The organism is Glycomyces sp. NPDC047010 (assembly GCF_040644205.1).
GTDB lineage: Bacteria > Actinomycetota > Actinomycetes > Mycobacteriales > Micromonosporaceae > Glycomyces.
The window spans coordinates 476,666-498,447 of the sequence record NZ_JBEYVY010000003.1 but is presented as its reverse complement, the minus strand read 5'-3'; the positions used below and the strand labels follow the sequence as shown (position 1 = coordinate 498,447).

The 21,782-nt window shown below is 72.7% G+C and carries 17 protein-coding genes and 1 pseudogene; 12 read left to right on the top strand and 6 right to left on the bottom strand.

Annotation, left to right across the window (positions count from 1 at the left end; genetic code table 11):
- Positions 1 to 583 precede the first annotated feature (583 nt).
- From AB0A65_RS08770 to AB0A65_RS08745, 6 genes and pseudogenes are all read left to right on the top strand, one after another.
- A complete protein-coding gene (locus AB0A65_RS08770) occupies positions 584 to 1,642 on the top strand; it encodes a glycerophosphodiester phosphodiesterase family protein (protein WP_359948489.1) in 1,059 nt (352 codons plus the stop codon).
- 172 nt (positions 1,643 to 1,814) lie between these two features.
- Positions 1,815 to 2,780 (top strand): ABC transporter substrate-binding protein, encoded by a 966-nt coding sequence (locus AB0A65_RS08765; protein ID WP_359948486.1) that lies wholly within the window; start codon positions 1,815 to 1,817, stop codon positions 2,778 to 2,780.
- The gene (locus tag AB0A65_RS08760) at positions 2,777 to 3,628 is read left to right on the top strand and encodes an ABC transporter permease subunit (protein WP_359948483.1); all 852 of its coding nucleotides are present in this window, start codon (positions 2,777 to 2,779) and stop codon (positions 3,626 to 3,628) included. The genes AB0A65_RS08765 and AB0A65_RS08760 overlap by 4 nt, the downstream gene beginning before the upstream one ends.
- Positions 3,625 to 4,392 carry an ABC transporter permease subunit gene (locus AB0A65_RS08755; RefSeq protein ID WP_359948480.1) on the top strand — a complete coding sequence of 256 codons (768 nt, stop codon included), beginning with the start codon at positions 3,625 to 3,627 and terminating at the stop codon, positions 4,390 to 4,392. Before AB0A65_RS08760 ends, AB0A65_RS08755 begins: the two co-directional genes overlap by 4 nt.
- Entirely contained in the window at positions 4,393 to 5,166 is a 774-nt protein-coding gene (locus AB0A65_RS08750) for an ABC transporter ATP-binding protein (protein WP_359948477.1), read from the top strand.
- 25 nt (positions 5,167 to 5,191) lie between these two features.
- A pseudogene (locus tag AB0A65_RS08745) lies at positions 5,192 to 6,361 on the top strand (4-hydroxybenzoate 3-monooxygenase); the annotation flags it as partial.
- Here AB0A65_RS08745 and AB0A65_RS08740 read toward each other — a convergent pair.
- The gene (locus AB0A65_RS08740) at positions 6,347 to 6,838 is read right to left on the bottom strand and encodes a GNAT family N-acetyltransferase (protein WP_359948727.1); all 492 of its coding nucleotides are present in this window, start codon (positions 6,836 to 6,838) and stop codon (positions 6,347 to 6,349) included. The pseudogene AB0A65_RS08745 and the gene AB0A65_RS08740 sit on opposite strands and share 15 nt — an antisense overlap.
- 162 nt (positions 6,839 to 7,000) lie before the next feature.
- On the opposite strand from AB0A65_RS08740, the gene AB0A65_RS08735 reads away from it, so the two are divergent.
- Together AB0A65_RS08735 and AB0A65_RS08730 are read left to right on the top strand one after the other, a co-directional pair.
- Positions 7,001 to 8,509, top strand: coding sequence for an ABC transporter substrate-binding protein (locus tag AB0A65_RS08735; protein ID WP_359948724.1), 1,509 nt, complete (start codon positions 7,001 to 7,003; stop codon positions 8,507 to 8,509).
- 74 nt (positions 8,510 to 8,583) lie between these two features.
- Entirely contained in the window at positions 8,584 to 10,284 is a 1,701-nt protein-coding gene (locus AB0A65_RS08730) for an ABC transporter permease subunit (protein ID WP_359948474.1), read from the top strand.
- Positions 10,285 to 10,337: 53 nt separating this feature from the next.
- Here the strand turns inward: AB0A65_RS08730 and AB0A65_RS08725 are convergent, their stop codons facing one another.
- From AB0A65_RS08725 to mscL, 3 genes are all read right to left on the bottom strand, one after another.
- Positions 10,338 to 11,147, bottom strand: a complete 810-nt coding sequence (locus tag AB0A65_RS08725) for a VOC family protein (RefSeq protein ID WP_359948471.1) — start codon at positions 11,145 to 11,147, stop codon at positions 10,338 to 10,340.
- 76 nt (positions 11,148 to 11,223) lie between these two features.
- Entirely contained in the window at positions 11,224 to 12,030 is an 807-nt protein-coding gene (locus AB0A65_RS08720) for a VOC family protein (RefSeq protein WP_359948468.1), read from the bottom strand.
- Between the two features lie 110 nt (positions 12,031 to 12,140).
- The gene (gene mscL / locus AB0A65_RS08715) at positions 12,141 to 12,527 is read right to left on the bottom strand and encodes a large conductance mechanosensitive channel protein MscL (protein ID WP_359948465.1); all 387 of its coding nucleotides are present in this window, start codon (positions 12,525 to 12,527) and stop codon (positions 12,141 to 12,143) included.
- 172 nt (positions 12,528 to 12,699) lie between these two features.
- Here mscL and AB0A65_RS08710 point away from each other — a divergent pair, with 172 nt between their 5' ends.
- Positions 12,700 to 13,548: an aldo/keto reductase gene (locus AB0A65_RS08710; RefSeq protein ID WP_359948462.1), complete on the top strand. Its 849-nt coding sequence runs from the start codon at positions 12,700 to 12,702 to the stop codon at positions 13,546 to 13,548.
- 49 nt (positions 13,549 to 13,597) lie between these two features.
- Here the strand turns inward: AB0A65_RS08710 and AB0A65_RS08705 are convergent, their stop codons facing one another.
- Together AB0A65_RS08705 and AB0A65_RS08700 are read right to left on the bottom strand one after the other, a co-directional pair.
- Complete coding sequence (locus tag AB0A65_RS08705) at positions 13,598 to 16,003, bottom strand: cellulosome protein (RefSeq protein WP_359948459.1); 2,406 nt, start codon at positions 16,001 to 16,003, stop codon at positions 13,598 to 13,600.
- A 44-nt stretch (positions 16,004 to 16,047) separates the two neighbouring features.
- On the bottom strand, positions 16,048 to 17,088 hold the full coding sequence (locus AB0A65_RS08700; RefSeq protein WP_359948456.1) for a LacI family DNA-binding transcriptional regulator: 1,041 nt from the start codon (positions 17,086 to 17,088) through the stop codon (positions 16,048 to 16,050).
- A gap of 474 nt (positions 17,089 to 17,562) precedes the next feature.
- Here AB0A65_RS08700 and AB0A65_RS08695 point away from each other — a divergent pair, with 474 nt between their 5' ends.
- From AB0A65_RS08695 to AB0A65_RS08685, 3 genes are all read left to right on the top strand, one after another.
- Positions 17,563 to 18,852 (top strand): ammonium transporter, encoded by a 1,290-nt coding sequence (locus tag AB0A65_RS08695; RefSeq protein ID WP_359948453.1) that lies wholly within the window; start codon positions 17,563 to 17,565, stop codon positions 18,850 to 18,852.
- A 130-nt stretch (positions 18,853 to 18,982) separates the two neighbouring features.
- Entirely contained in the window at positions 18,983 to 20,533 is a 1,551-nt protein-coding gene (gene ffh / locus AB0A65_RS08690) for a signal recognition particle protein (protein ID WP_359948450.1), read from the top strand.
- 61 nt (positions 20,534 to 20,594) lie between these two features.
- Positions 20,595 to 21,686, top strand: coding sequence for an amidohydrolase family protein (locus AB0A65_RS08685; RefSeq protein WP_359948447.1), 1,092 nt, complete (start codon positions 20,595 to 20,597; stop codon positions 21,684 to 21,686).
- Positions 21,687 to 21,782: the final 96 nt, after the last annotated feature.

The following is a 21,782-nucleotide window of genomic DNA, read 5'->3' as shown; positions in this document are numbered from 1 at the left end:
GCACCCTGGGGGACGCGAAGTTGCACCGGGCCGTTTCGGGGCCGGGACACGGGGGGCGGGCCGCCCCGCGGCCCGCCCCCGATCGGCTTCTGGGAGTGGGGAATCCCATATTGGCGGGCTTCGATGCTTGACGTTCGGGCTCGGTTGTATCAGGATGTTGTAGAAAGCGATTTCTATCGCTTTGGCGGGCTGAACAGAGCGGTCCACGCCGTTATCGGGTCGTGATCGGTACCCGATGGCAGAAACCGGTTCCCGGATCACCGGAGCGGTGGAGCGGACCGCGTGCTCGGCCCGGGGCCCGCCGCTCCGGTGACCGGACCGATGGTCGCGGTGGTGCATGCCGGGGTGGCCGCCACCGCCGGAGCGGCGGGCCTCTACTCCGCGCGATGCGGCCTTCCGCCGTGCGGCGCGGCGCGATGCGGCCGCGGTGGAACGCCCCGCGGGCTAGGGTGAATCGCCCGATTTCAACCAAGATTCAGGCCGTGTTCAACTACGGTCCCGCGCGAATACGGTCGCGCACGGTTGGCTGAGGGTGACCCAGACCCCCCGACGGGCCGACGTCCCGTCAGAAAGGTGGACGCACATGTCCCGCAAGGGCGCCCTCCTTCGCGGCGCGGCCGCACTCGCCGCCGCCGCAGCGCTGATCGGCGGCATCGCCTCCCCGGCCGCCGCCAAGCCGCACCGCCCCCACCACGACCCGGGCCCGGTCGTCATCGCCCACCGCGGTGCGAGCGGCTACCTGCCCGAGCACACGCTTGAGGCGTACCAGCTCGCCGTGGAACTCGGCGCCGACGTGGTCGAGCCGGACCTGGTGCTCACCAAGGACGGCGAGCTGATCGCCCGCCACGAGCCGGTGCTGGACGAGACCACCGACGTCGAGGACCACCCCGAGTTCGCCGACCGCGAGACCACGAAGCTCATCGACGGCAGCCCCGTCACCGGCTTCTTCGCCGACGACTTCACCCTCGCGGAGCTTAAGACCCTCCGGGCCGAGGAGCGCCTCCCCGACCTCCGGCCGCAGAGCGCCGCGCACGACGGCGAGTTCCAGCTCGTCACGTACGACGAGATCCTCGACTGGGTCGCGACCCTGGACGAGCCGGTGGTCACGTACCCGGAGATGAAGCACCCGTCCTACTACGCGGACAAGGGGATGAGCATCGAGGAGTCGCTCGCGGACCTGCTCGACGAGCGCGGGCTCGACAAGCGGCGCTCGCCGGTGTGGATCCAGTCGTTCGAGTACCAGAGCCTGCTGAACATCGACGAGCTGGTGGACAACCGGATCGGGCTGAACATCGACGGCCAGGGCGAGATCCCGAACGCGACGCTCAACGAGTACGCGCGGACCCTCGACACCATCAGCCTGAACAAGAACCGCATCTTCCCGCGCGACGCCGACGGCTACCTCCAGGAGCCGACGGACATCGTGGAGCGGGCGCACCGGCGCGGGCTGGACGTGCACGTGTGGACGTTCCGCGCCGAGAACGCGTTCCTGCCCGCGGACTTCCGGTCGGGCAGCGACCCGGCCGCGCGCGGGGACTACCTCGCCGAGTTCGAGCTGTTCTACGACCTCGGCGTGGACGCCGTGTTCTCCGACTACCCGGACCTCGCCGTCGAGGCGCGCGAGGAGTGTCGCCGGGGCTAGCCCAGGAATCGCAACACCGGGAGAAGAGGGGCCGCCCTGCCGCCGGGGCGGCCCCTCCTCGCGTCCGCGGTCTTGACCGGGGGAGGGCGATCTACTAGTTTCGATATATGAACGAGTATTCGCATGGCGAACACTCGGTGCCGTCACCTCACTCCTCCCGGAAGGCACCCTCATGAGACGCCAGCTCGCCCACGCCTCCATGTCCGCCATAGCGATCGCCCTGGTCGCCACCACCACCGCCGCCTGCGGCGGCGGCGGCGAGACCGACGACGGGGGGACGGACACCGTGTCGGTGGGCGTGATCCCCATCGTGGACGTCGCGCCCATCTACCTCGGGATCGAGCAGGGCTTCTTCGAGTCCCGCGACATCGAGGTCGAGCTGACCGAGGCGCAGGGCGGGGCCGCGATCGTGCCCGGCGTCGCCGCGCAGGAGTTCGACTTCGGGTTCTCGAACATCACCTCGCTGCTCCTCGCCCAGTCCTCGGGCCTGCCCGTCGAGATCGTCGCGAACGGCGTGGCCTCCACCGGTGTCGCCGGGGAGGACTTCGGGGCCGTCATGGTCCCCGCCGACAGCCCCATCCAGACCCCCGCCGATCTCGCCACCGCCACCGTCGCGGTCAACACGCTCAACAACATCGGCGACACGACGATCCGCGAGTCCGTGCGCATCGACGGCGGCGACCCCACGGACATCGGGTTCACCGAGGTCGCCTTCCCCGACATGCCCGCGCAGCTCAGCGCCGGGAACGTGGACGCCGCGTGGGTCGTGGAGCCCTTCAAGTCGATGATCGAGGCCGAGGGCGGCCGGCCCGTCGCGTGGAACTACGTGGACGCCGCGCCCGACCTGACGGTGGCCGCGTACTTCACCACCGCCCAACTGTCCCAAGAGGATCCGGACCTGGTGCGGCGGTTCTCCGAGGCCATCGCCGAATCGTTGCAGTATGCGACCGACAACCCCGACGCCGTACGCGATATCCTGGGGACTTACACCGACATCAGTCCCGACATCCGCGCAGCCCTGACCCTGCCGGCGTTCCCCGCAGAGGTCAACCGGGACTCCGTGGAGCGCCTCGCCGAACTCGGCGAGGCTGACGGCATCTTCGAGAACCCCCCGGACGTGGACGCGCTCCTGCCATGAGCGACGACAGCCCCGACGCCTTGAGCGGCAAGCGACTCCACTCCCCAAGACCACGCTCGAAAGGACCCCGGCCGCGTCCAGTCCCACCGCTGCTCCTCGGCGCGGCCGGGGTCGCCGCCGCCCTGCTCGCCGGGCAGCTCCTCCCGCTCACGCCCCTGGTGAACCCCAGGTACTTCCCGACCACGGGCGCGGTCCTCGCCGCGCTCGCCGACGACCTCGCGCGCGCCGAGTTCTGGCGGGCGCTCGGCGACACGCTCGTCGCCTGGGCCGCGGGGCTCGCCATCGCGGTCGCCGCGGGGGCGGCGCTCGGCATCCTCATCGGGTCGCTGCCGCCGGTGCGCGCCGCGACGGCGTCCACGATCGAGTTCCTGCGCCCGATCCCCTCGGTCGCTCTGGTGCCCTTGGCGGTCCTGCTGTTCGGCACCCGCCTGCCCTCGACGCTCCTACTGGTCGTCTACGCCGCGTTCTGGCAGGTCCTCGTGCAGATCCTCGCCGGGGTCCGGGACGTGGACCCCGTCGCGGCCGACACGGCGAAGAGCCTGCGGCTCACCGCCTGGCAGCGCCTGACCCGCCTCGCCTGGCCCACCGCCCTGCCGTACCTCATGACCGGGGTGCGCCTTGCCGCCACCGTGGCGCTCGTCCTGGCCGTGACCGCCGAGCTCGTCATCGGCTCGCCCGGCCTCGGCCACGAGATCGCCGTCGCGCAGACCTCCGGTGCGGCCGAGCGCATGTACGCGCTGATCCTCGTCGCCGGGGCCCTCGGGGTGGCCGTCAACCTGGGCGTCCGCGCCCTCGAACGCGAGGTGCTCGCCTGGCACCCGGCCGTGCGGGGTGAGGCGCAGTGGTGACCGTGCTCCGCAAGGCGCTCCTGGTCCTCGGCCTGCCCGCGGTGCTGTTCGCGGTGTGGTGGCTCGCCTCCGCGGGGTCCACGAGCTTCTACTTCCCGCCGCTCAGCGAGATCGTCGCCGAGTTCGGCGAGACGTGGACCGCCGAGCGGTGGAGGGACGACGTGCTGCCCAGCGTCGCCCGCCTCGGCGCCGGGTACGCGGCGTCCTGCGTCGCGGGGGTCGCGCTCGGGCTCCTCATCGGACGCGTCAGGTGGCTCTTCCATGCGACCGAACCGGTCCTCGAGTTCGCGCGGGCCGTGCCGCCGCCGGTGCTCGTGCCCGTCATCATGCTGTTCGCGGGCATCGGCGACGGCATGAAAGTCGCCGTGATCGTCTCGGGTTGCCTGTGGCCGATTCTGCTGAACACCGTCGCCGGGGTCCGCTCCGTCGAGCCGGTGCAGCTCGACACGGCCGCCGCGTACCGCCTGGGCCGCACCAGGACCCTCGCCACCGTGGTCCTGCCGGGCGCGAGCCCGCGGATCGTCACCGGGATGCGGCAGGCCCTCGCCATCGGGGTGATCCTCATGGTCATCTCCGAGATGTTCGCCGCGCAGTCCGGGCTCGGGTTCGCGATCGTCCAGTTCCAGCGCAGCTACGCGATCCCCGCGATGTGGAGCGGCATCCTGCTCCTCGGCTGCCTCGGCGCGGCCCTCGCCGCACTGTTCACCGTGTTCGACCGCGCGGTCCTGCACTGGTACCACCGCCAACGGACCGAGGAGGCCTGAGTGCTCGAAGTCGCCGGGATCGGCAAGGACTACCGCGTCGACGGCGGGGTCCACACCGCCATCGACGCCCTCAGCTTCCAAGTGGCCGAAGGGGAGCTGGTCTGCATCGTCGGGCCCTCGGGCTGCGGCAAGACCACGCTGCTGCGCATGTGCGCCGGGCTCCTCGCCCCCACCCGCGGCACCGCCGCCGTGGACGGGCGCGAAGTGGACGGCCCGCCCGAGGGGACCGCCGTCGTCTTCCAGGAGTACGGCCGCAGCCTCTTCCCGTGGATGCGCGTGGGCGCCAACGTGGAGCTGCCCCTCAAGCGCCTCGGCCTCACCCGAGCCGAGCGCCGCGAGCGCGTCGCCGAGGCCCTGCGCCTCGTGGACCTCGAAGGGAAGGAACGGGTCTGGCCCTGGCAGCTGTCGGGCGGGATGCAGCAGCGCGTCGCCATCGCCCGCGCCATCGCGTTCCGGCCCCGGCTCCTGCTCATGGACGAGCCGTTCGCCGCCGTGGACGCGCAGACCCGCGCCGACCTCGAAGACCTCATCCGCGACCTGTGGTCGCGCCTCGGCATCACCGTCGTGTTCATCACCCACGACATCGACGAGTCCGTGTACCTCGGACAGCGGGTCCTCGTGCTCTCCTCCCCGCCGACGACGATGCGCGCCGAGATCCACATCGACCTCGGCCCCGACCGCGACCAGCTGGAGACCCGCTCCGGGCCCGCGTTCGCGAAGCTCCGCGGCCAGGTGTGGGGCGAGATCCAGGCCGCGAAGCGGCGAGCGGCGTGAGGCGGCGACCGTGAAGACCGCGCCCTTGAAGACCTCGGTCGGGATCATCGGGGCCGGGCCCGCCGGGCTGCTCCTCGCTAATCTTCTGTCCGCCAAGGGGATCGACGTTGTGGTGTTGGAACGCCGCAGCCGCGCATACTGCGAGTCGCGGGTGCGCGCGGGCGTCCTCGAACAGGGCACCGTGGACACGCTGGTAGCGGCGGGCCTGGGGGAGCGGATGCTCGCCGAGGGGCAGGTCCACCACGGGATCGAGCTGCGCTTCGGCGGCGAGGGCCACCGGATCGACTTCGAGGACCTCGTGCCCGGCCGCGCGATCACCGTCTACGGGCAGCAGGAGGTCGTCAAGGACCTCATCGCGGCGAACCTCGCACGCGGCGTGGACATCCGCTTCGAGGTCGAGGACGTCGCGGTCGGGAGCCTCACCGATCCGTACCTGACCTTCGGCGGCCGGCGCCTCGACTGCGACTTCATCGCCGGGTGCGACGGCTTCCACGGCATCGCAAGGGAATCCGTGCCCGCCGGCGACATCGCGGTCTTCGAGAAGACCTACCCGTTCGCGTGGCTCGGCATCCTCGCCGACGTCGCCCCCTCCGCGCCCGAGCTCATCTACTCCGCCTCCGAGCGTGGCTTCTCCCTGCACTCCATGCGGTCCGACACGGTGAGCCGCTTCTACCTCCAGGTCCCGCCCGAGACCCGACCCGAGGACTGGACGCACGAGGCGATCTGGGCCGAGCTCAAGGCCCGCCACGAGACCGTCCCCGGGTTCACTCTCGCCACCGGGCCGATCACGCAGGTCGACGTGGCCGCGATGCGGTCGTTCGTCGCCGAGCCCATGCGGTTCGGGCGGCTCCTCCTCGCCGGGGACGCCGCGCACATCGTGCCGCCCACGGGCGCAAAAGGTCTCAACCTCGCCGTCGCGGACGTGCGGGTCCTCGCCCGCGCCCTGGGGGAGTACTACCGCACCGGGAGCGAGGCCCTGCTTGACGCGTACTCGGCGACCTGCCTCGACCGGGTCTGGCGCGCCCAGCACTTCTCGTGGTGGATGACGACCCTGCTGCACCGCTTCGAGGGCGACCCCTACGACCGGCGCCTCCAGCGCTCGCACCTCGCGTACGTGGCCCGCTCGCGGGCGCAGGCGACCGCGCTCGCCGAGAACTACACGGGACTTCCCTACACGGACTTAGCCGGGGATGCGCAGTGCGAAGTGGACGGTCTCGAACGGCTCCTCGCGGGCGTCCCGGGCCTCGTTGACCGCCAGGCGCTCGTCGAACAGGACCGTGCCGCGCCGCGACCAGAACTCGACCGCGCCCGGCGTGCGCGCGTCGGTGTGCAGGTACACGCCCGTGTACCGGTCCCGCGAGGCCACGAACTCCAGGCACGCGCCGACCATCGCGCCCGCCAGCCCGCGGCGGCGGTGCTCGGGGCGCACGTACACCCGGTACAGGCTCGCCGTGCGGCCCCCCTCGAACCGGGACGCGACCTCCGCCGGGTGCGGCGGCGACGTCGGCGTCTGGCCCCGCACCCCCGCGGTCGCCACGACCCTCCCGTCCCGCTCGGCGACGAACAGCGCGTTGTCCTCCGGAGCGAGGTAGTACGCCTCCAGGTCGATGATGTCGGAGTGCCATTGCGGCAGGTAGCCGTGCCCGAAGTCCCGGTACACCGTGTCGAGCATCACCGACCGGGCCTGCGCGAGGTCCGAGCGGTCGGCCTGGCGCAGAACGTAACCAGAGACATCCAGTGCTTCGCTCGCGGTTGCGGTACTCGACATGTGTGCCATTATTGCACCCGATTTGCAATAAGAAGAAGTTCGCGAGAAGAGACGAGGCCCACTCCGATGCCGCTGACCAGGCGCACCCTGCTCGCCGCCTCCGCGCCCCTGGCGCTGGCCGCCGGCGGGTGCTTCGCCGACGACGGGTCCGGGCCCGCCCGCCTCGTCCTCGCCAATGCCCTCACCCCCGCCGCCGGGCTCTCCCCGCACTCCGAGGACGCGTTCCTCCTCGCCCGCTGGTCCGTCGCCGAGACCCTCCTGGCCCTCGGCGACGACGGCCTCCCCGTCCCGCTCCTCGCCGTCGAGTGGACTCAGAACCCCGACGGCTCATGGGACCTCGCGCTCCGCGACGGCGTGCGCTTCCACGACGGGACCGCCCTCGACGCCGCCGCCGCGGCCGCCGCGCTCAACGCCGCCGCCACCGCCCCGGCCCCGCCCCGCGTCGTGGACGGCCTCGGCCTCACCGCCGAACCCACCGGCGACCTCACCCTGCGCGTCACCACCGCCGACCCCGACCCCGTGCTCCCGCAGCGCCTCTCCAGCCCCCAGCTCGCGATCCTCGCCCCCGCCGCCTACTCCGGCGACACCGTGGACCCCGTCGGCTCCGCGACCGGGCCCTACGCGATCACCGAGTCCACCGCCACCGGCGTCGAGCTCTCGCGCCACGACGACTACTGGGGCGAGCCCGCCGCCATGGACGGCTACCGCGCCGACTACGTCCCCGACGCCGCCACCCGCGTCGCCGCCCTCCGCTCCGGCGAGGCCCACGTCATCGAAGCAGTCCCCTACGCGCAGATCGCGACCCTCGACGAGGCGCGACTCCAGGACGCCCCCACCGGCCGCACCGTCAGCCTCTACCTGAACACCGGCGCCGGGCCCCTCGCCGACCCGGCCCTGCGCGCCGCCGTCGCCGCCGCGGTCGACCCCGCGCCGATCACCGACGACATCTACGAAGGCCGCGCCGACGCCCCCGAAGGGCTCTTCGGCCCCGCCCTCGCCTGGGCCGCCGACCACCGCCCCCGCACGCTCCCCGAGCCCGCCGCCCCCGGCGGCGAGACCCTCGCGCTCGCCACCTACTCCAACCGCGCCGAACTCCCCGAGGCCCTCACCGTCATCGCCGCCCAGCTCGAAGCCGCCGGATTCGCCGTCACCACCGAGGTCCGCGAGTACAACGACATCGAACCCGACATGCTCGCCGGGGCCTTCGACGCGTTCCTCATGTCCCGCTCCGTCGTCCAGGACTCCGGCGACGCCTACACCTACCTCGCCTCCGACTTCACCTCCGAAGGCGGCTTCAACGTCTCCCAGCTCGCCGACCCGGACGTGGACGCGGCCGTGGCCGCCGTCGCGACCGCCGCCGACGGCACCGCCGACCCCGCGGAGGCCGCCGCACTGCGCCAGGGCGCCGTGCTCGACGCCGAAGCCGTCGTCCTCGCCACCGTCGCGGTCGTCCCGGTCGCCCACGAACGGCTCGTCACCGGTGTCGCCCAAGGCGTCACGGACGTCGCGGCCGACCCCCGCGAGCGCCGCATCATCACCGCCGCGACCGCGATCGACTCGGGCCCGCACCGGTGACGTATTCGCAAGGCCCACAACGCGGCGAGCGGACGAACGGCGGCCGCCCCGACCCGCAGGACGGGGTCTAGGCCGTGGCGCTCCTGCGCGGCCTGCTCACCCGGCTCGCGGTCCTCGCGGCCGTCCTCGCCGCCATCGGCCTCCTGCCCTGGCTCGCCTCCCGCGACCCCGCCCTCACCGTCCTGCGCGCCCGCTACCCCGGACGCGAGGCCACCGAGACCGCCCTCGCGTCCGTCCGCGCCGACCTCGGCCTCGACGCCGGGCCCCTCGCGATCCTCCGCGACCGGCTCACCGGCCTCGCGCAAGGGGACCTCGGCACCTCCTGGGTCAGCGGCGAACCCGTCTCCGCCTCGGTCCTCCCCGCCCTCGGCGTATCCCTCACCGTCATGGCCGCCGCGTTCACCGTCGTCCTCGCCATCGCCTGCGCCGCAAGCCTCCCCGCCCTCAACCGCGCCGCCGAAGGCCGTACCGCAAGGACCGGCGGCATCGCCGTCGCCGGACTCGCCGCCCTCCCGGAGTTCCTCGTCGCCGCCCTCGGCGTCGCCGTCTTCGCCGCCTGGCTCGGCCTCCTCCCCGCCTACGGCTTCACCGGACCCGAGCACCTCGTGCTCCCCGCGCTCGCCATGGGCCTGTCCGGCGGCGGCGTCCTCGCCCGCCTGTGCCGCGACGCCATCGGCGCCGTCGGCGGCGAGGACTGGGTCCGCCAGTGGCGCACCGCCGGATACGACCGGGCCCGCATCGTCCGCGGCCTCGTGCGCCGCGCCCTCCCGCCGCTGCTCCCGCAGCTCGCCATCATCGCCGTCTCCATCACCGGCGCCGCCGTCGCCGTCGAGACCGTCTTCGCCGTCCCCGGCCTCGGCCGCACCGCCCTCGCCGCCGCCGACGCCCAGGACCTCCCCGTCCTCCAAGCCTGCCTGCTGCTCCTCGTCGGCCTCGGCTTCACCGCCGGCGCCCTCGCCCGCCTCGCCGCGAACCGCCTCGCCGGACCCGGCACCGCCGCCCCCGCCGCCCCGCCCGCCACCGGCACCCGCCGCACCGCCCTCATCTGGATCGCCTGCACCGCAACCCCACTGCTCGTCGCCCTCGCCTACGGACTCGCCCGCACCGGCGCCATCGCCCCCGGCGGGCGCCTCGCCGCACCGGACGCCGCGCACTGGCTCGGCACCGACGAACTCGGCCGCGACGTCCTCGCCCGCCTCGGCCAAGGAGCACTGTGGACGATCGGCGCGGCGGTCGCCGCATGCGTCCTCTCCTACGCGATCGCGCTGGCCCTCGGCCTGGCGCCGCGCCTCGCCCACCCGCTCGCCGAAGCCTGCAACTCGTTCCCCGTCGCCATCGCCGGAATCATCGTCGTCGTCATCCTCGGCCGCGGCCAGACCGGCGCCGTCCTCGCAGTCGTCGCCGTCTCCTGGCCCCCGCTCGCCGCCCACGCCGCCTCCCTCGTCACCCAGGCCCGCGCCGCCGGGCACCGCGAAGCCCGCCTCGCCCTCGGCCCCTCGCGCTGGTGGATGCTCCGCCGCCACACGCTCCCGCTCGTCGCCGGGCCCCTCGCCTCCCACGCGGGACTGCGCCTGCCCGGCATGGCCCTCGGCATCGCGTCCCTCGGCTTCCTCGGCCTCGGCGCGGGCCCCGACTCGCCCGAATGGGGCGCCAGCCTCGCCCGCTCCCTCCCGTACCTCGAACGCGCCCCCCTCGCGGCCCTCGCCCCCGCCGCCGCCATGATCGCCATGACCCTCGCCGTCATGGCCGCCCTCGCCCTCCCGCGCCGCCGCTGACCCGGGACAGAGGAACGCCCCGCCGCGATCGCGACGGGGCGTTCGGGTCCCGGCTACACCCAGGCGCGCGGGGAGTGGACGCCGACCACGGTGCCGCCCGGGGTGGCGACGCCCGCCACGCGGAGGCCCGGGACGTCCATCGGCTCGGCCGCGACCGTGCCGCCCAGTTCCTTGGCCTTGGCGCACAAGGCGTCAGCGTCGGCGACCGCGACCATGACGCTCCACTGCGGGGGCATCGACTTCTCGAAGCCGTCCGCCGCATGGCAGCCGCCGAACTCCTCGCCGCCGCCCCGCGGCGACAGTGCCGCGTACGGCGTCGGGTTCGCCGGGTCCTCCCACGGCGGCGTCACCGCCTCCCAGCCCAGCAGGTCCACGTAGAAGCGCATCGCCTCCGAAGGCGCCCCGTCGTAGTGGTACTCGGCCCACGCGATCGAGCCGGTCTCGCCCCACACGCCGAACCCCGTCGAGGGGTCCAGGGCCTCCACGAGGCCGAACGAGGCGCCGTTGGGGTCGCTGAGCATCGCGAAGCGGAGCATCGAGCCGACGCTCTCGGGCCCGGCGTCGACCGCCGCGCCCAGGCCGCGGGCCCTGCCCACCGCCTCGTCGCAGTCGGCGACCCGGAACTGGAGGTGCCAGGTGCGGGACGGCTCCATGCCGGGCGGGCACGGCATGATCCCCATGACCGGCCGCGGCGGCGCGTCCGGGGTCGCGCCCGGGAGGGAGAAGGTGGTGTAGTCGCCGAAGTCCGGGCCGGCGTTCTCCGACGACCAGCCGAACAGGCCCTCGTAGAACGCGGTGTCGCCCGCCAGGTCGGCGGTCAGGGAGTCCGACCAGATCGGTGCTCCGAGCGGGATCGATGGCATGGTGCGCTGCTCCTTCGCAGAGACGTCGTGACCATCCCAGGGTCGCAGGAAGGACCGACATCCGAGACGGATTCGGCTACTCCCGCGAGGACATGACCGTGAAGTACGCGCCCGTCGGCGACGCCAGCACCGCCATCCGCCCGCCCGGGTCGTCGACCGGCGCCACCGCGACCGCCCCGCCCAGGTCCACGGCCTTCGCGGCCGTCAGGTCCACCGAGTCGGTCCCGAAGCAGACCGTCCAGTGCGGCTTCATCTTCAGCTCCGGGCCCAGCGCCATGCGCGCCCCGCCGAAGTCCGCCGACCGCGTCCGCCCCTCGCGCGTCCGCAGGCCCACGTACGGCGCGTCGTGCCCCGGCTCGACCCCGTCCGGCGTGTGCAGCGACCAGTTCAGCAGCTCCGAGTAGAACTGCATGGCCTCCGCGGGCGCGCCGTCGTACACGTACTCCAGCCACACGATCGCGCCCGGCTCGTTCCGGGCCGTGAACCCGACCTTCTCGCTCAACGGCTCGAACAGCCCGAACGCGCCCCCGTCGGGGTCCTTCAGCGCCGCGTACACCAGGTCGTCGCCGACCCGGATCGGATTGGACGTGATCTGGGCGCCGAGCTTCTCTGCGTCGGCCGCCGCCCGCACGCAGTCGCCCACGTGGAACGCGACGCCCCACGCGGAGCCCCGGTCGCCCGAGACGGCCTCGGCGATCCCGGCCACGGCCCGCGCCTCGGAGACCGTGGTCCCGAGGCACAGCTCCGTGTAGTGCCCGAACTGCTCGCCCGAGTCGAACGCGGCCCAGTTGAACAGCCGCATGTAGAAGTCCACGTCCCCGGCCAGGTCCGGGGTCACGGCGTCGGCCCAGATCGGGGCGCCCAGAGGAATCGAGGTCGGCATGGCGTGCCCTCCCGTCGCGGTCGGTGGGGTCCAGCGTCCCAGGCCGGTGCGGGACTGGCAAGGGGCGGCGGCCCGGGGGAGTGCCCGGTGCCGCCGCCCCTGAAACGGGTTCAGCGCTGGCGCTGCTCGCGCAGCAGGTCGCGGATCTCCTGGAGCAGCACGACCTCGGCCGCCTCCAGCTCCTCCGACAGCTCGTTCTTGGGGCCGAACCGCTCCATGAGCTTGTTCATGGGGTACACGACCACGAAGTACACGGCCACCGCGGTCAGGAAGAACACGAGGATGCCGTTGAGGAACACGCCGTACGGGAACACGACGCCGTTGACGGTGAAGCTGCCGCCGACGTCCCCGCCGCCGGTGACGAGCGTGATGAGCGGGTTGAGGAACGCGTCGCCGAACGAGCCGACGAGCGCCGTCAGGGCCGCGCCCATGACGACCGCGACGGCCAGTTCGATCACATTGCCGCGCATCAGGAACTCTTTGAAACCTTTGATCATGCCCCTGATCCTCGCATCCGGGCCGGTCCCGGCCGCGGTCGTGGTCCGCGGTGTCGCTGTGACCGACGCGATATCACCCGTGCGGGAACACGCGGGCCCCCGCGGCGGTTGGACCCGTCATGCGACCGCGGCCGAGCAGGACCGCGGCGAACCCGAGAGAGGCAGAAGAGCCATGGGCGACATCACCATCGGCGGCGACCTGACCGTGGACCGGCTCGGCTACGGCGCGATGCGCCTGTCCGGCGACCCGGGCATCTTCACGCCGCCGAAGGACCGGGCCGCGGCCGTCGCGGTCCTGCGCCGCGCCGTCGAACTCGGCGTCGACTTCATCGACACCGCCGACTCCTACGCCCTCGGCGACAACGAGTCGCTCATCGCCGAGGCCCTCCACCCGTACGCCGACGGCGTCGTCATCGCCACCAAGGGCGGCAACACCCGCCCCTCGCCCGAGGAGTGGGTCGCCGTCGGGCAGCCCGCGTACATCCGCCAGCAGGCCGAACTCTCCCTGCGGCGCTTGAACACCGAGACCATCGACCTGTACCAGATCCACCGCCTCGACCCGAACCTGCCGATCGCCGAGCAGATCGCCACCGTCGCCGACCTCCAGCGCGAAGGCAAGATCCGGCACATCGGCCTCTCCGAGGTCACCGTGGAGCAGCTGAAGGAGGCCCAGGCGGTCGCCCCGATCGCGAGCGTCCAGAACCTCTACAACCTCATCAATCGCCAGAGCGAAGCGGTGCTTGAGTACACGGCCGAGCAGGGCATCGCGTTCATCCCGTGGTTCCCGATCGCCGCGGGCGAGCACGCGGGCCCCGACGGGCCCGTCGGCAAGATCGCCGCGGAGATCGGCGCGACCCCCGCGCAGACCGCGCTCGCGTGGCTCCTGCGCCGCTCGGACAACATCGTGCCGATCCCGGGCACCAGCTCGATCGCGCACCTGGAGGAGAACGTCGCCGCCCGCGAGGTGGTCCTCACCGACGCCCAGTACGCGGCGCTCGACGGCCTCGCCACTGCGCAGTAAGCAAGCCCCCGAACGGGTCCGCGTCCTCAGGCGCGGGCCCTTCGGTGTCCTACGGGTTCAGCGGGGCGATCCTGAACCGCTCGAACTCCGCGGTCGGCCCCGCCTCGTTGCCGAACGCGATCGTGTTGCGCCCCTTCACGAGGTCCACGATCACCGGGTACGTCCAGAAGTCGTTCCACGTCCACGTGCCGCGCATCGGGTACCGCCCCGCGGGCTTGCCGTTGACGACCAGGTCGCAGTGGCGCGTCACGATGTCCGTCCCGGACTGGCGGCCCTCGGCGCGCTCGCCGTTCGCGTACGACACGAGCAGCGCGTGCGGCCCCGCGGCCGCCTCGAACGCGATGGCCGCGCCCGCGCCACGCCCGTTCCAGCCGATCACGTGCCCGCGGTACGCGAAGTCGTTGACGATCAGGCACGACCCGCCCGAGCGGACCGCCTCCGCGGCGTCCACATCGACCAGTGCCGGTCCCTCCGCGGGCTCGACGTCGAGCCGCTCGGCTGCGGCCCGGAGCCGGTTGATCCCCGCGTGCAGGAACACCGGGCGCGTCAGATCGACCGGGACGCACTGGTTCTGCGGCCCCAGCAGCACGCCCTTCTCGGCCCCCGTGAACCGGTGGTACCGGTCCTCGGCGGCGTACACGTCGAACACCGGGTCCTCGCCCGGGTCCTCGGCCGCGCCCTCGTATCTGGCGAAGGCCCCGTCGTAGGAGCAGCGCACGGGCCGCCGCTCGACCAGGTCGATCTTGTCGAGCGCGACCTCGCCACGGGCGGTGCCGATCGCGCCGGACTTCGACAGCTCCACGGTGTTCGCCCCCTCGCGCAGCCGCACCGGCACGTGGACGACCGACCGGTGCTGCCAGTTCATCGTCGAGGGGTACTCCACGAACCGCTCCGCGCCGTTGACGGCCAGCACCTGCTGCGCGGGCTGCGGCTCGGTCGCCTCGGCGCCGCGGCCGTACATGTGGGAGTAGAACACCGCGAGGTCGTACTCGCCCTCCGCGGGCACCTCCACCGTGAACGTCACGGCCGAGTCGTTCATGTTCAGGCCGCTCACGTCGTGCTCGCCCGACGCGGCGAACCCGTCGCCCTCCCCGGGGTGCCCCTGCCGCGCGACCTCACCCGACGTGACCCGCGCGTGCTCGGCCTCCCACGTGCCGCGCCACGGCGCCGCCGGGACCGGCCCGGCCGCGCCCGGCGCCAGCGTGATCCAGTACGCGGCCATCCGGTCCGCTTGCGGTACGAGTACATCGAGGCGGCCCGGCGGTCCGGTGACCCGGCTCAGCGCGACGGGCGGGCCCGCGGCCCCCTCGTACCCGGTCCAGTCGATCCGGTGGACCGTCGCCGTCACGACCGGCCCCCACTCGTCCAGGCCCCGCACGGCCACTGTGAAGTCCCCGTCGCACCCGCCCGCGAGGACCTGCGCGGTCCGCCGCTGCGGGTCGATGCTCGCGATGCCCTGCAACGTGTCCGGCGTGTCCGGCCGCGGCGGCGTCACCTCCACCGTGGACCCGGTCATCCCCGAGTACGCCTTCAGCAGCCACCACGCGCCGCTGGGGATGTTCGTCTGCGGCGCCGCCCCCGAGTAGCCCCCCGCGGCCGTCCAGAACGCCATGTCCGCGTGGACCTTCGCGTCCTCGAACAGCGCCGCCCACTGCACCAGCTGCCCCGGCACCGACAGGTCCCGGTTGTTCGCGTACTCGTCGATGTTCACCGGCCGCGCCTCGATCCCGAGCTCGCGCTCCAGCTCCCGGTACGCGGCGTGGTGCCCGCGGAAGTCCGCGAGGGACTTCGGCGACAGCTCGTGCCAGGCCGTCCACTCCGGGAGCGTCCCGGTGTCGCGGGCGCGGCGCAGGAAGTGGCGCAGGAACTCGCCGTGGAAGTACGCCTCGTTCGGGCCCGCGAGCGGCACGCCCGGCGCGAGGCGCCGCAGCAGCCGCACCGTGGTCGTCCAGTCCGCCATGAACCGGTCGAACCGGGCCGGGTCGTTCTCCTTGAGCGCGTACCAGATCCAGTCGGGCTCGTTGAACGGCACGAACACCAGGCGGCCCTCGTTCGCCTCCGTCAGCATCGGCGGCACCACCGCGCACAGCCGCTCGTGGTAGACGTCGATCCCGACGTCCTCATAGGGCCACTCGGCGAACAGGTCCTGGAGGTACACGAACGCGACGCCCGCCCGCCCCCGCGGCCTCCCGTTGCGCCGCAGCACCGCCACCGCCCCCGACGCGTCCCCGCCCGGGTGCTGCGCGCCCCCGTCCGGCTTCACCGCGAGCGTGGTCAGGTCGAGCGCGTCCAGCAGCTCGTCGCCGGGCACGCCGTCCTCGGCGACGCCGTACAGCGACCCGGTCGCGCCGTGCAGCACCGGGCCGGTGGGGGCGGCGAAGTCGGCCTTGAGCACGGCCGCCGGGGGTACAGGGCCGGGCGGCCCCGCCGGCGGATCGGTGGGGACGGGGTTCATCAGCTGGGCCTTTCGGGGTTCTGCGGGTCGCGCCTCCAAGGGGGTCAGGAGGAAGGCGGCCCCGAGGTCTCGCGGACGATGAGCTCGGGCTCGGGCCAGCCCGGCACGGGCCGCGGGATCGAGCCGTCCACGCGGTGGCGCAGCAGCTCGAACGCGCCGCGCCCGACGCTCTCGAAGTCCTGGTTGACAGTGGTCAGTGCGGGGGTCGTGAAGCCCGAGAAGGGGGTGTTGTCGAAGCCCACCACCGACAGGTCGCCGGGGATCGAGCGGCCCGCCAGGTGCGCCGCGCGCATCGTCGCCAGCGCCAGGTGGTCGTTGCCGCACAGGATCGCGGTGACCTCCGGGTCGGCCACGAGCGGCTGCACGGCCTTGAACGCCTCGGCGATCGTCCACCCCGAGGGCACCGGCTCGGGGACGGCGCGCCCGGCCTCGCGCAGGACGCGCGCCCATCCCTCGGCCCGGTGGGCCTTGCCGCCGCCGAACGTTCCGGTCGACGTGGGGATCGCCAGGTGGTGCACCGTCTCGTGGCCCAGGTCCAGGAGGTACCTGGTGGCCTCGGCGGCGGCCTTGCCGTCGTCCATGCCGACCAGCCACGGCGAGGCCGCGAGCTCCTCGGCGGTGTAGGGGCCGATCGCGACCATCGCGTGGGGCTGCTGGTCGAGCAGGACCTGCTTGGCGCGCATGCCGGGTTCGTCGTGCGCCATGATGATCGTCGGCTCGCCAGCGCGCGGCAGGCGCGCGATGATGTCCGCGTCGGAGTGGGTGTCGGCGGGGTCGAGGACCGAGATCTGGACGCTCCAGTCGAGGGCCCGCGCGGCCTTCTCGATCCCGCGCAGCGCCGCTTCGGGCCCGTAGAGGGAGGTGTCGGCGGTGAGGACCGTGACCGACTCGGCCGCCCCGCCCGCGAGCGAGCGCGCGAGCCGGTTGGGCCGGTAGCCGAGCTCCGCGATGGCCTCCAGGACCTTGTCGCGGGTCGCGGCCGCGACCCTGGGGGAGCCGTTGACGACCCGGGAGACCGTCTGGTGCGAGACGCCGGCCAGCCGCGCCACGTCCCAGATACTGGCTGCCTTCTTCGGTTGCGCCATCGCTGCCGTCGCTTTCCATGTTTCGTTCGCGCGCACGCCTTCCGGGGCGCCGTGGGCGCCCCGGTCCCATACGACGATACGCCGCCCGGTGTGAACGTTCACCTATCTGTCGGTCCAAAGCCATTAGAGCACAGTTCCGTAACGGAGCGGTCATGCCGAAGTCACGGTTCATTCGAACTCATCAATGCCCTCAAAAGCCGCACAGGCCTCGTCAGCGCCCCTGGCCCCGCCGAAAACCCGGCCTGTGAGGGTGAGTTCACACACTCGAAATCTTTGGCGACAGCTTCTTAACACGCAGGCCGGGGCCGCGTAACACGTCCCGGTGAAGCTGGCTTCACTCCGGTAGGTAGGAGCGTCACGCGCCGGTCGCAAGGCCGGCGCGTGACAACCGCTCCCGAGCACCGTCGCTCCCCCTCAACGCCGGAACCTACTCAGCCCGATGCAACTACCTATTGGAGAGGAGGCGGCACGCCCATGGAGGAGCTCAACACCGGCAACACTGCCTGGATTCTCGCCTCAGCCGCCCTGGTCCTGCTCATGACCCCCGCCCTGGCGCTGTTCTACGGCGGTCTCACCCGCGCCAAGAGCGTCATCAACATGATGATGAAGTGCCTGGTCGCGATCGGCATCGTCTCGGTCGTGTGGATCCTCGTCGGCGAGTCCATCGCCGTGGGCGAGGGCACCACCCCGTTCTTCGGCTCGTTCACCTCGCTGTTCGGCACCCCCGACGCCGTCGCCGGAGTGATCGGCCTCAACGGCGTGCCCAGCGCCGTCTGGACCGCGTTCGGCATGATGTTCGCGATCATCACCGTCGCCCTCATCGCGGGCGCCGTCGCCGACCGCATGAAGTTCTCCGCGTGGGTCATCTTCGCCACCGCGTGGGTCGTCCTCGTGTACTGCCCCGTCGCGTACTGGGTGTGGAACTCGGGCGGCTGGATCAAGGAGTGGGGCGTCCTCGACTTCGCCGGCGGGACCGCGGTCCACGTCAACGCCGGCGCCGCAGCGCTCGGCCTCGCGGTCGTCGTCGGCCGCCGCATCGGCTGGAAGGACGGCAACTTCGCGCCGCACAACCTGCCGCTCGTCCTCCTCGGCGCGGGCCTGCTGTGGTTCGGCTGGTTCGGCTTCAACGCCGGCTCGGCCTTCGCCGCCGACGGCTTCGCGGGCCTGGCCTTCCTGAACACCCAGGTCGCCACCGCCGCCGCCGTCCTCGCCTGGCTCCTGGTGGACCGCATCCGCGGGATCAAGCCCTCGATCATCGGCGGCTGCTCCGGCGTCGTCGCGGGCCTCGTGGCGATCACCCCGGCCGCTGGCCTCGTGAGCCCCCTCGGCGCGGTCGCCATCGGCGCCGTCGCCGGCGTCATCTGCCCCTTCGCGATCGGCCTGAAGCACAAGTTCGGCTTCGACGACGCGCTCGACGTGGTCGGCCTCCACATGGTCGCCGGGTACTGGGGCTCGATCTCCCTCGGCCTGTTCGCGGTCGAAGAGGCCGCGGGCGTCAACGGCCTGTTCTACGGCGGCGACGCCAGCCTCCTCGGCAAGCAGACCGCCGCCACCGGCGCGGTCCTCGTGTACTCGGCGCTCGTGGCCTTCGTCATCGGCCTGATCCTCAAGTACACGATCGGCATCCGCATCAGCGAGGAGGAGGAGCTCGCCGGCATCGACGCCTCCGAGCACGGCGAGGCCGGGTACGACCTCCCCGTCAACGGCAACACCAGCGTCGACGCCCCCGTCGCCGCAGGAGAGCCCGAGAAGGTCTCCGCCTAGCACCCGCTTCCACCGCACTGCTGAGGACGGCCGCCCCCGCCACGGGGCGGCCGTCCCCTTTTTCGCGCCCCGGCGCGCACCCCGTTAAGCTCGTAGGAGTCCAGCCAACCCACCGAGAGGTCGTCAGCCCGTGTTCGACGCATTGTCAGATCGACTGTCGGGAATCTTCGAGTCGATCCGCGGCAAGGGCCGCCTGACCGATGCCGACATCGACGCCACCGCCCGCGAGATCCGCCTCGCGCTCCTTGAAGCCGACGTCGCCCTCCCGGTGGTCAAGACCTTCATCGCCCAGATCAAGGAGCGCTGCAAGGGCGCCGAGGTCTCGAAGGCCCTCAACCCCGCCCAGCAGATCGTCAAGGTCGTCAACGAGGAGCTCGTCGCGATCCTCGGCGGCGAGACCCGGCGCATCAACTACGCCAAGCAGCCCCCCACGGTCATCATGCTCGCGGGCCTCCAGGGCGCGGGCAAGACCACCCTCGCCGGGAAGCTCGCCAAGTGGCTCAAGGGCGACGGGCACTCCCCGCTCCTGGTCGCCGCCGACCTCCAGCGGCCCAACGCCGTCGGCCAGCTCCAGGTCCTCGCCGAGCGCGCGGGCGTGGCCGCCTACGCGCCCGAGCCCGGCTCCGGCGTCGGCGACCCCGTCAAGGTCGCCACCGACTCGATCGCCGAGGCCAAGCAGCGCGGCCACGACGTCGTCATCGTCGACACCGCCGGGCGCCTCGGCATCGACGAGGAGATGATGCAGCAGGCCCGCGACATCCGCGACGCCGTCAACCCCGACGAGGTCCTCTTCGTCATCGACGCCATGGTCGGCCAGGACGCCGTGAACACCGCCGAGGCGTTCCGCGACGGCGTCGGCGTCACCGGCGTGGTCCTCTCCAAGCTCGACGGCGACGCCCGCGGCGGCGCGGCCCTCTCGGTCCGCCACGTCACCGGCCGCCCCATCCTCTTCGCGTCCACCGGCGAGAAACTGGAGGACTTCGACGTCTTCCACCCCGACCGGATGTCCTCGCGCATCCTCGGCATGGGCGACATGCTCACCCTCATCGAGCAGGCCGAGGCCGTCTTCGAGGAGAAGCAGAAGGAGGAGTACACCGAGAAGCTCCTCAAGGGCGAGGACTTCACGCTGGAGGACTTCCTCGACCAGATGCAGGCCATCCGCAAGATGGGCCCCATCGGCAACCTGCTCAAGATGATGCCCGGCATGGGTCAGATGAAGCAGCAGATCGACTCGATCGACGACAAGCAGATCGACCGCACGACCGCGATCATCCGCTCCATGACCCCCGCCGAGCGCCGCGACTCGGCGCTCATCAACGGCTCCCGCCGCCTGCGCATCGCCAACGGCTCCGGCGTCACCGTCTCCGAGGTGAACCAGCTCCTCGCCCGGTTCAAGGAGGCGCAGAAGATGATGCGCCAGATGAGCGGCGCGATGGGCGTGCCCACCGGCAAGGCCACGAAGTCGCCGTACACCAAGCGCAAGGGCAAGAAGGGCGCGAAGAAGAAGGTCGTGCGCCGCGGCGGCCCCGCCTCCCAGCAGCAACAGCAGCAGGCCCCCCAGCTGCCCGCGGGGCTCGGCGGCCAGATGCCGGACCTGAGCCAATTCAACCCGGCCGACCTGCCCGACATCGACCTGGAGCAGTTCTTCAAGCAGCAGGGCCCCAAGGACAAGGACAAGTAGCGGCCGCGCGACGGGCCCCGGTGCTGGACATCGGGGCCCGCGCGGGCGATACTGCGAGGCGATGACTGCACTCGAACCGCTCGCGCCGCTGCACCTCCGGGTCGTCTGGCTCCCGTACGACACGGTCTGCGACCTCTACGTCGACGGCGACCGCATCACGTTCGACCCCGTGCCCGGCGCGCGCACCGTCGCCACCTCCGGCTACGCCCTGCCCGGCCTCGTGGACGCCCACTGCCACATCGGCATCCGCCGCGGCGCCGCGCCCATCGAGAGCCTCGACGAGGCCCGCGCGCTCGCCCGCACCGACCGCGACGCCGGGGTGCTCGCCATCCGCGACGCCGGATCGCCGTACCCGTACCCCGAGCTCGTCGGCGAGGACGGCCTCCCGCGCCTCATCCGCGCCGGGCACCACATCGCCGCCTCCAAGCGCTACCTCCGCGGCATCGGCCTCGAATGCGAACCGCACGAGGCCGCCGCCGCGCTCGCCCGCCAGGCCAAGCTCGGCGACGGCTGGGTGAAGCTCGTGGGGGACTGGATCGACCGCGGCCGCGGCGACCTCGCCCCCTCCTTCGAGCCCGAGGTCCTCACCGCCGCGATCCGCGCCGCGCAGGCCGAGGGCGCCCGGGTCGCCGTCCACACGTTCTCCGAAGAGGCCGCGGAGTGCGTCGTCGCCGCCGGGGCCGACTCGGTCGAGCACGGCACGGGCCTGTCCGCGGACCTCCTCGACACCATGGCCGCCAAGGGGATCTCCCTGGTGCCCACCATGATCAACATCGAGACGTTCGACGACATCGCGGCCGGTGCCGACGCCAAGTTCCCCCGCTACGCCGACCACATGCGGCGCCTCAAGCGCGGCTTCCCCGCGGTCGTGCGCGCCGCCTACGAAGCGGGCGTGCAGGTCCGGCTCGGCACCGACGCGGGCGGCGGCATCGACCACGGCCTCGCCGCCGAGGAGATGCGCCTGCTCCACGAGCAGGCGGGCATCCCCGCCGCCGAGGTGGTCGCCTCCGCCTCGTGGAAGGCCCGCGAGTGGCTCGGCCTCGCCCCCGACCTCGGCGACGTCGTCGTCTACGACCGCGACCCGCGCACCGACCTGTCCGCGGCCCGCGAACCGGCCCTGATCGTCCTCCGCGGCCGCGTCGTCCAGCACTGAGGGGCCGCCCGGCCCGGCCCCGCCCGGACGCCGGAGCGGACCCCGACCCGCCGTCCCACGCCCGGTTCGCGAAGCGGCCTCGTCACCACGCTGTGG

Coding starts and splice junctions, on each gene's coding strand:
- AB0A65_RS08770 (WP_359948489.1), top strand. CDS start 584: ATGTCCCGCAAGGGCGCCCTCCTTCGCGGCGCGGCCGCACTCGCCGCC.
- AB0A65_RS08765 (WP_359948486.1), top strand. CDS start 1,815: ATGAGACGCCAGCTCGCCCACGCCTCCATGTCCGCCATAGCGATCGCC.
- AB0A65_RS08760 (WP_359948483.1), top strand. CDS start 2,777: ATGAGCGACGACAGCCCCGACGCCTTGAGCGGCAAGCGACTCCACTCC.
- AB0A65_RS08740 (WP_359948727.1), bottom strand. CDS start 6,838: ATGCTCGACACGGTGTACCGGGACTTCGGGCACGGCTACCTGCCGCAA.
- AB0A65_RS08735 (WP_359948724.1), top strand. CDS start 7,001: ATGCCGCTGACCAGGCGCACCCTGCTCGCCGCCTCCGCGCCCCTGGCG.
- AB0A65_RS08725 (WP_359948471.1), bottom strand. CDS start 11,147: ATGCCATCGATCCCGCTCGGAGCACCGATCTGGTCGGACTCCCTGACC.
- AB0A65_RS08720 (WP_359948468.1), bottom strand. CDS start 12,030: ATGCCGACCTCGATTCCTCTGGGCGCCCCGATCTGGGCCGACGCCGTG.
- mscL (WP_359948465.1), bottom strand. CDS start 12,527: ATGATCAAAGGTTTCAAAGAGTTCCTGATGCGCGGCAATGTGATCGAA.
- AB0A65_RS08710 (WP_359948462.1), top strand. CDS start 12,700: ATGGGCGACATCACCATCGGCGGCGACCTGACCGTGGACCGGCTCGGC.
- AB0A65_RS08705 (WP_359948459.1), bottom strand. CDS start 16,003: ATGAACCCCGTCCCCACCGATCCGCCGGCGGGGCCGCCCGGCCCTGTA.
- AB0A65_RS08700 (WP_359948456.1), bottom strand. CDS start 17,088: ATGGCGCAACCGAAGAAGGCAGCCAGTATCTGGGACGTGGCGCGGCTG.
- AB0A65_RS08695 (WP_359948453.1), top strand. CDS start 17,563: ATGGAGGAGCTCAACACCGGCAACACTGCCTGGATTCTCGCCTCAGCC.
- AB0A65_RS08685 (WP_359948447.1), top strand. CDS start 20,595: ATGACTGCACTCGAACCGCTCGCGCCGCTGCACCTCCGGGTCGTCTGG.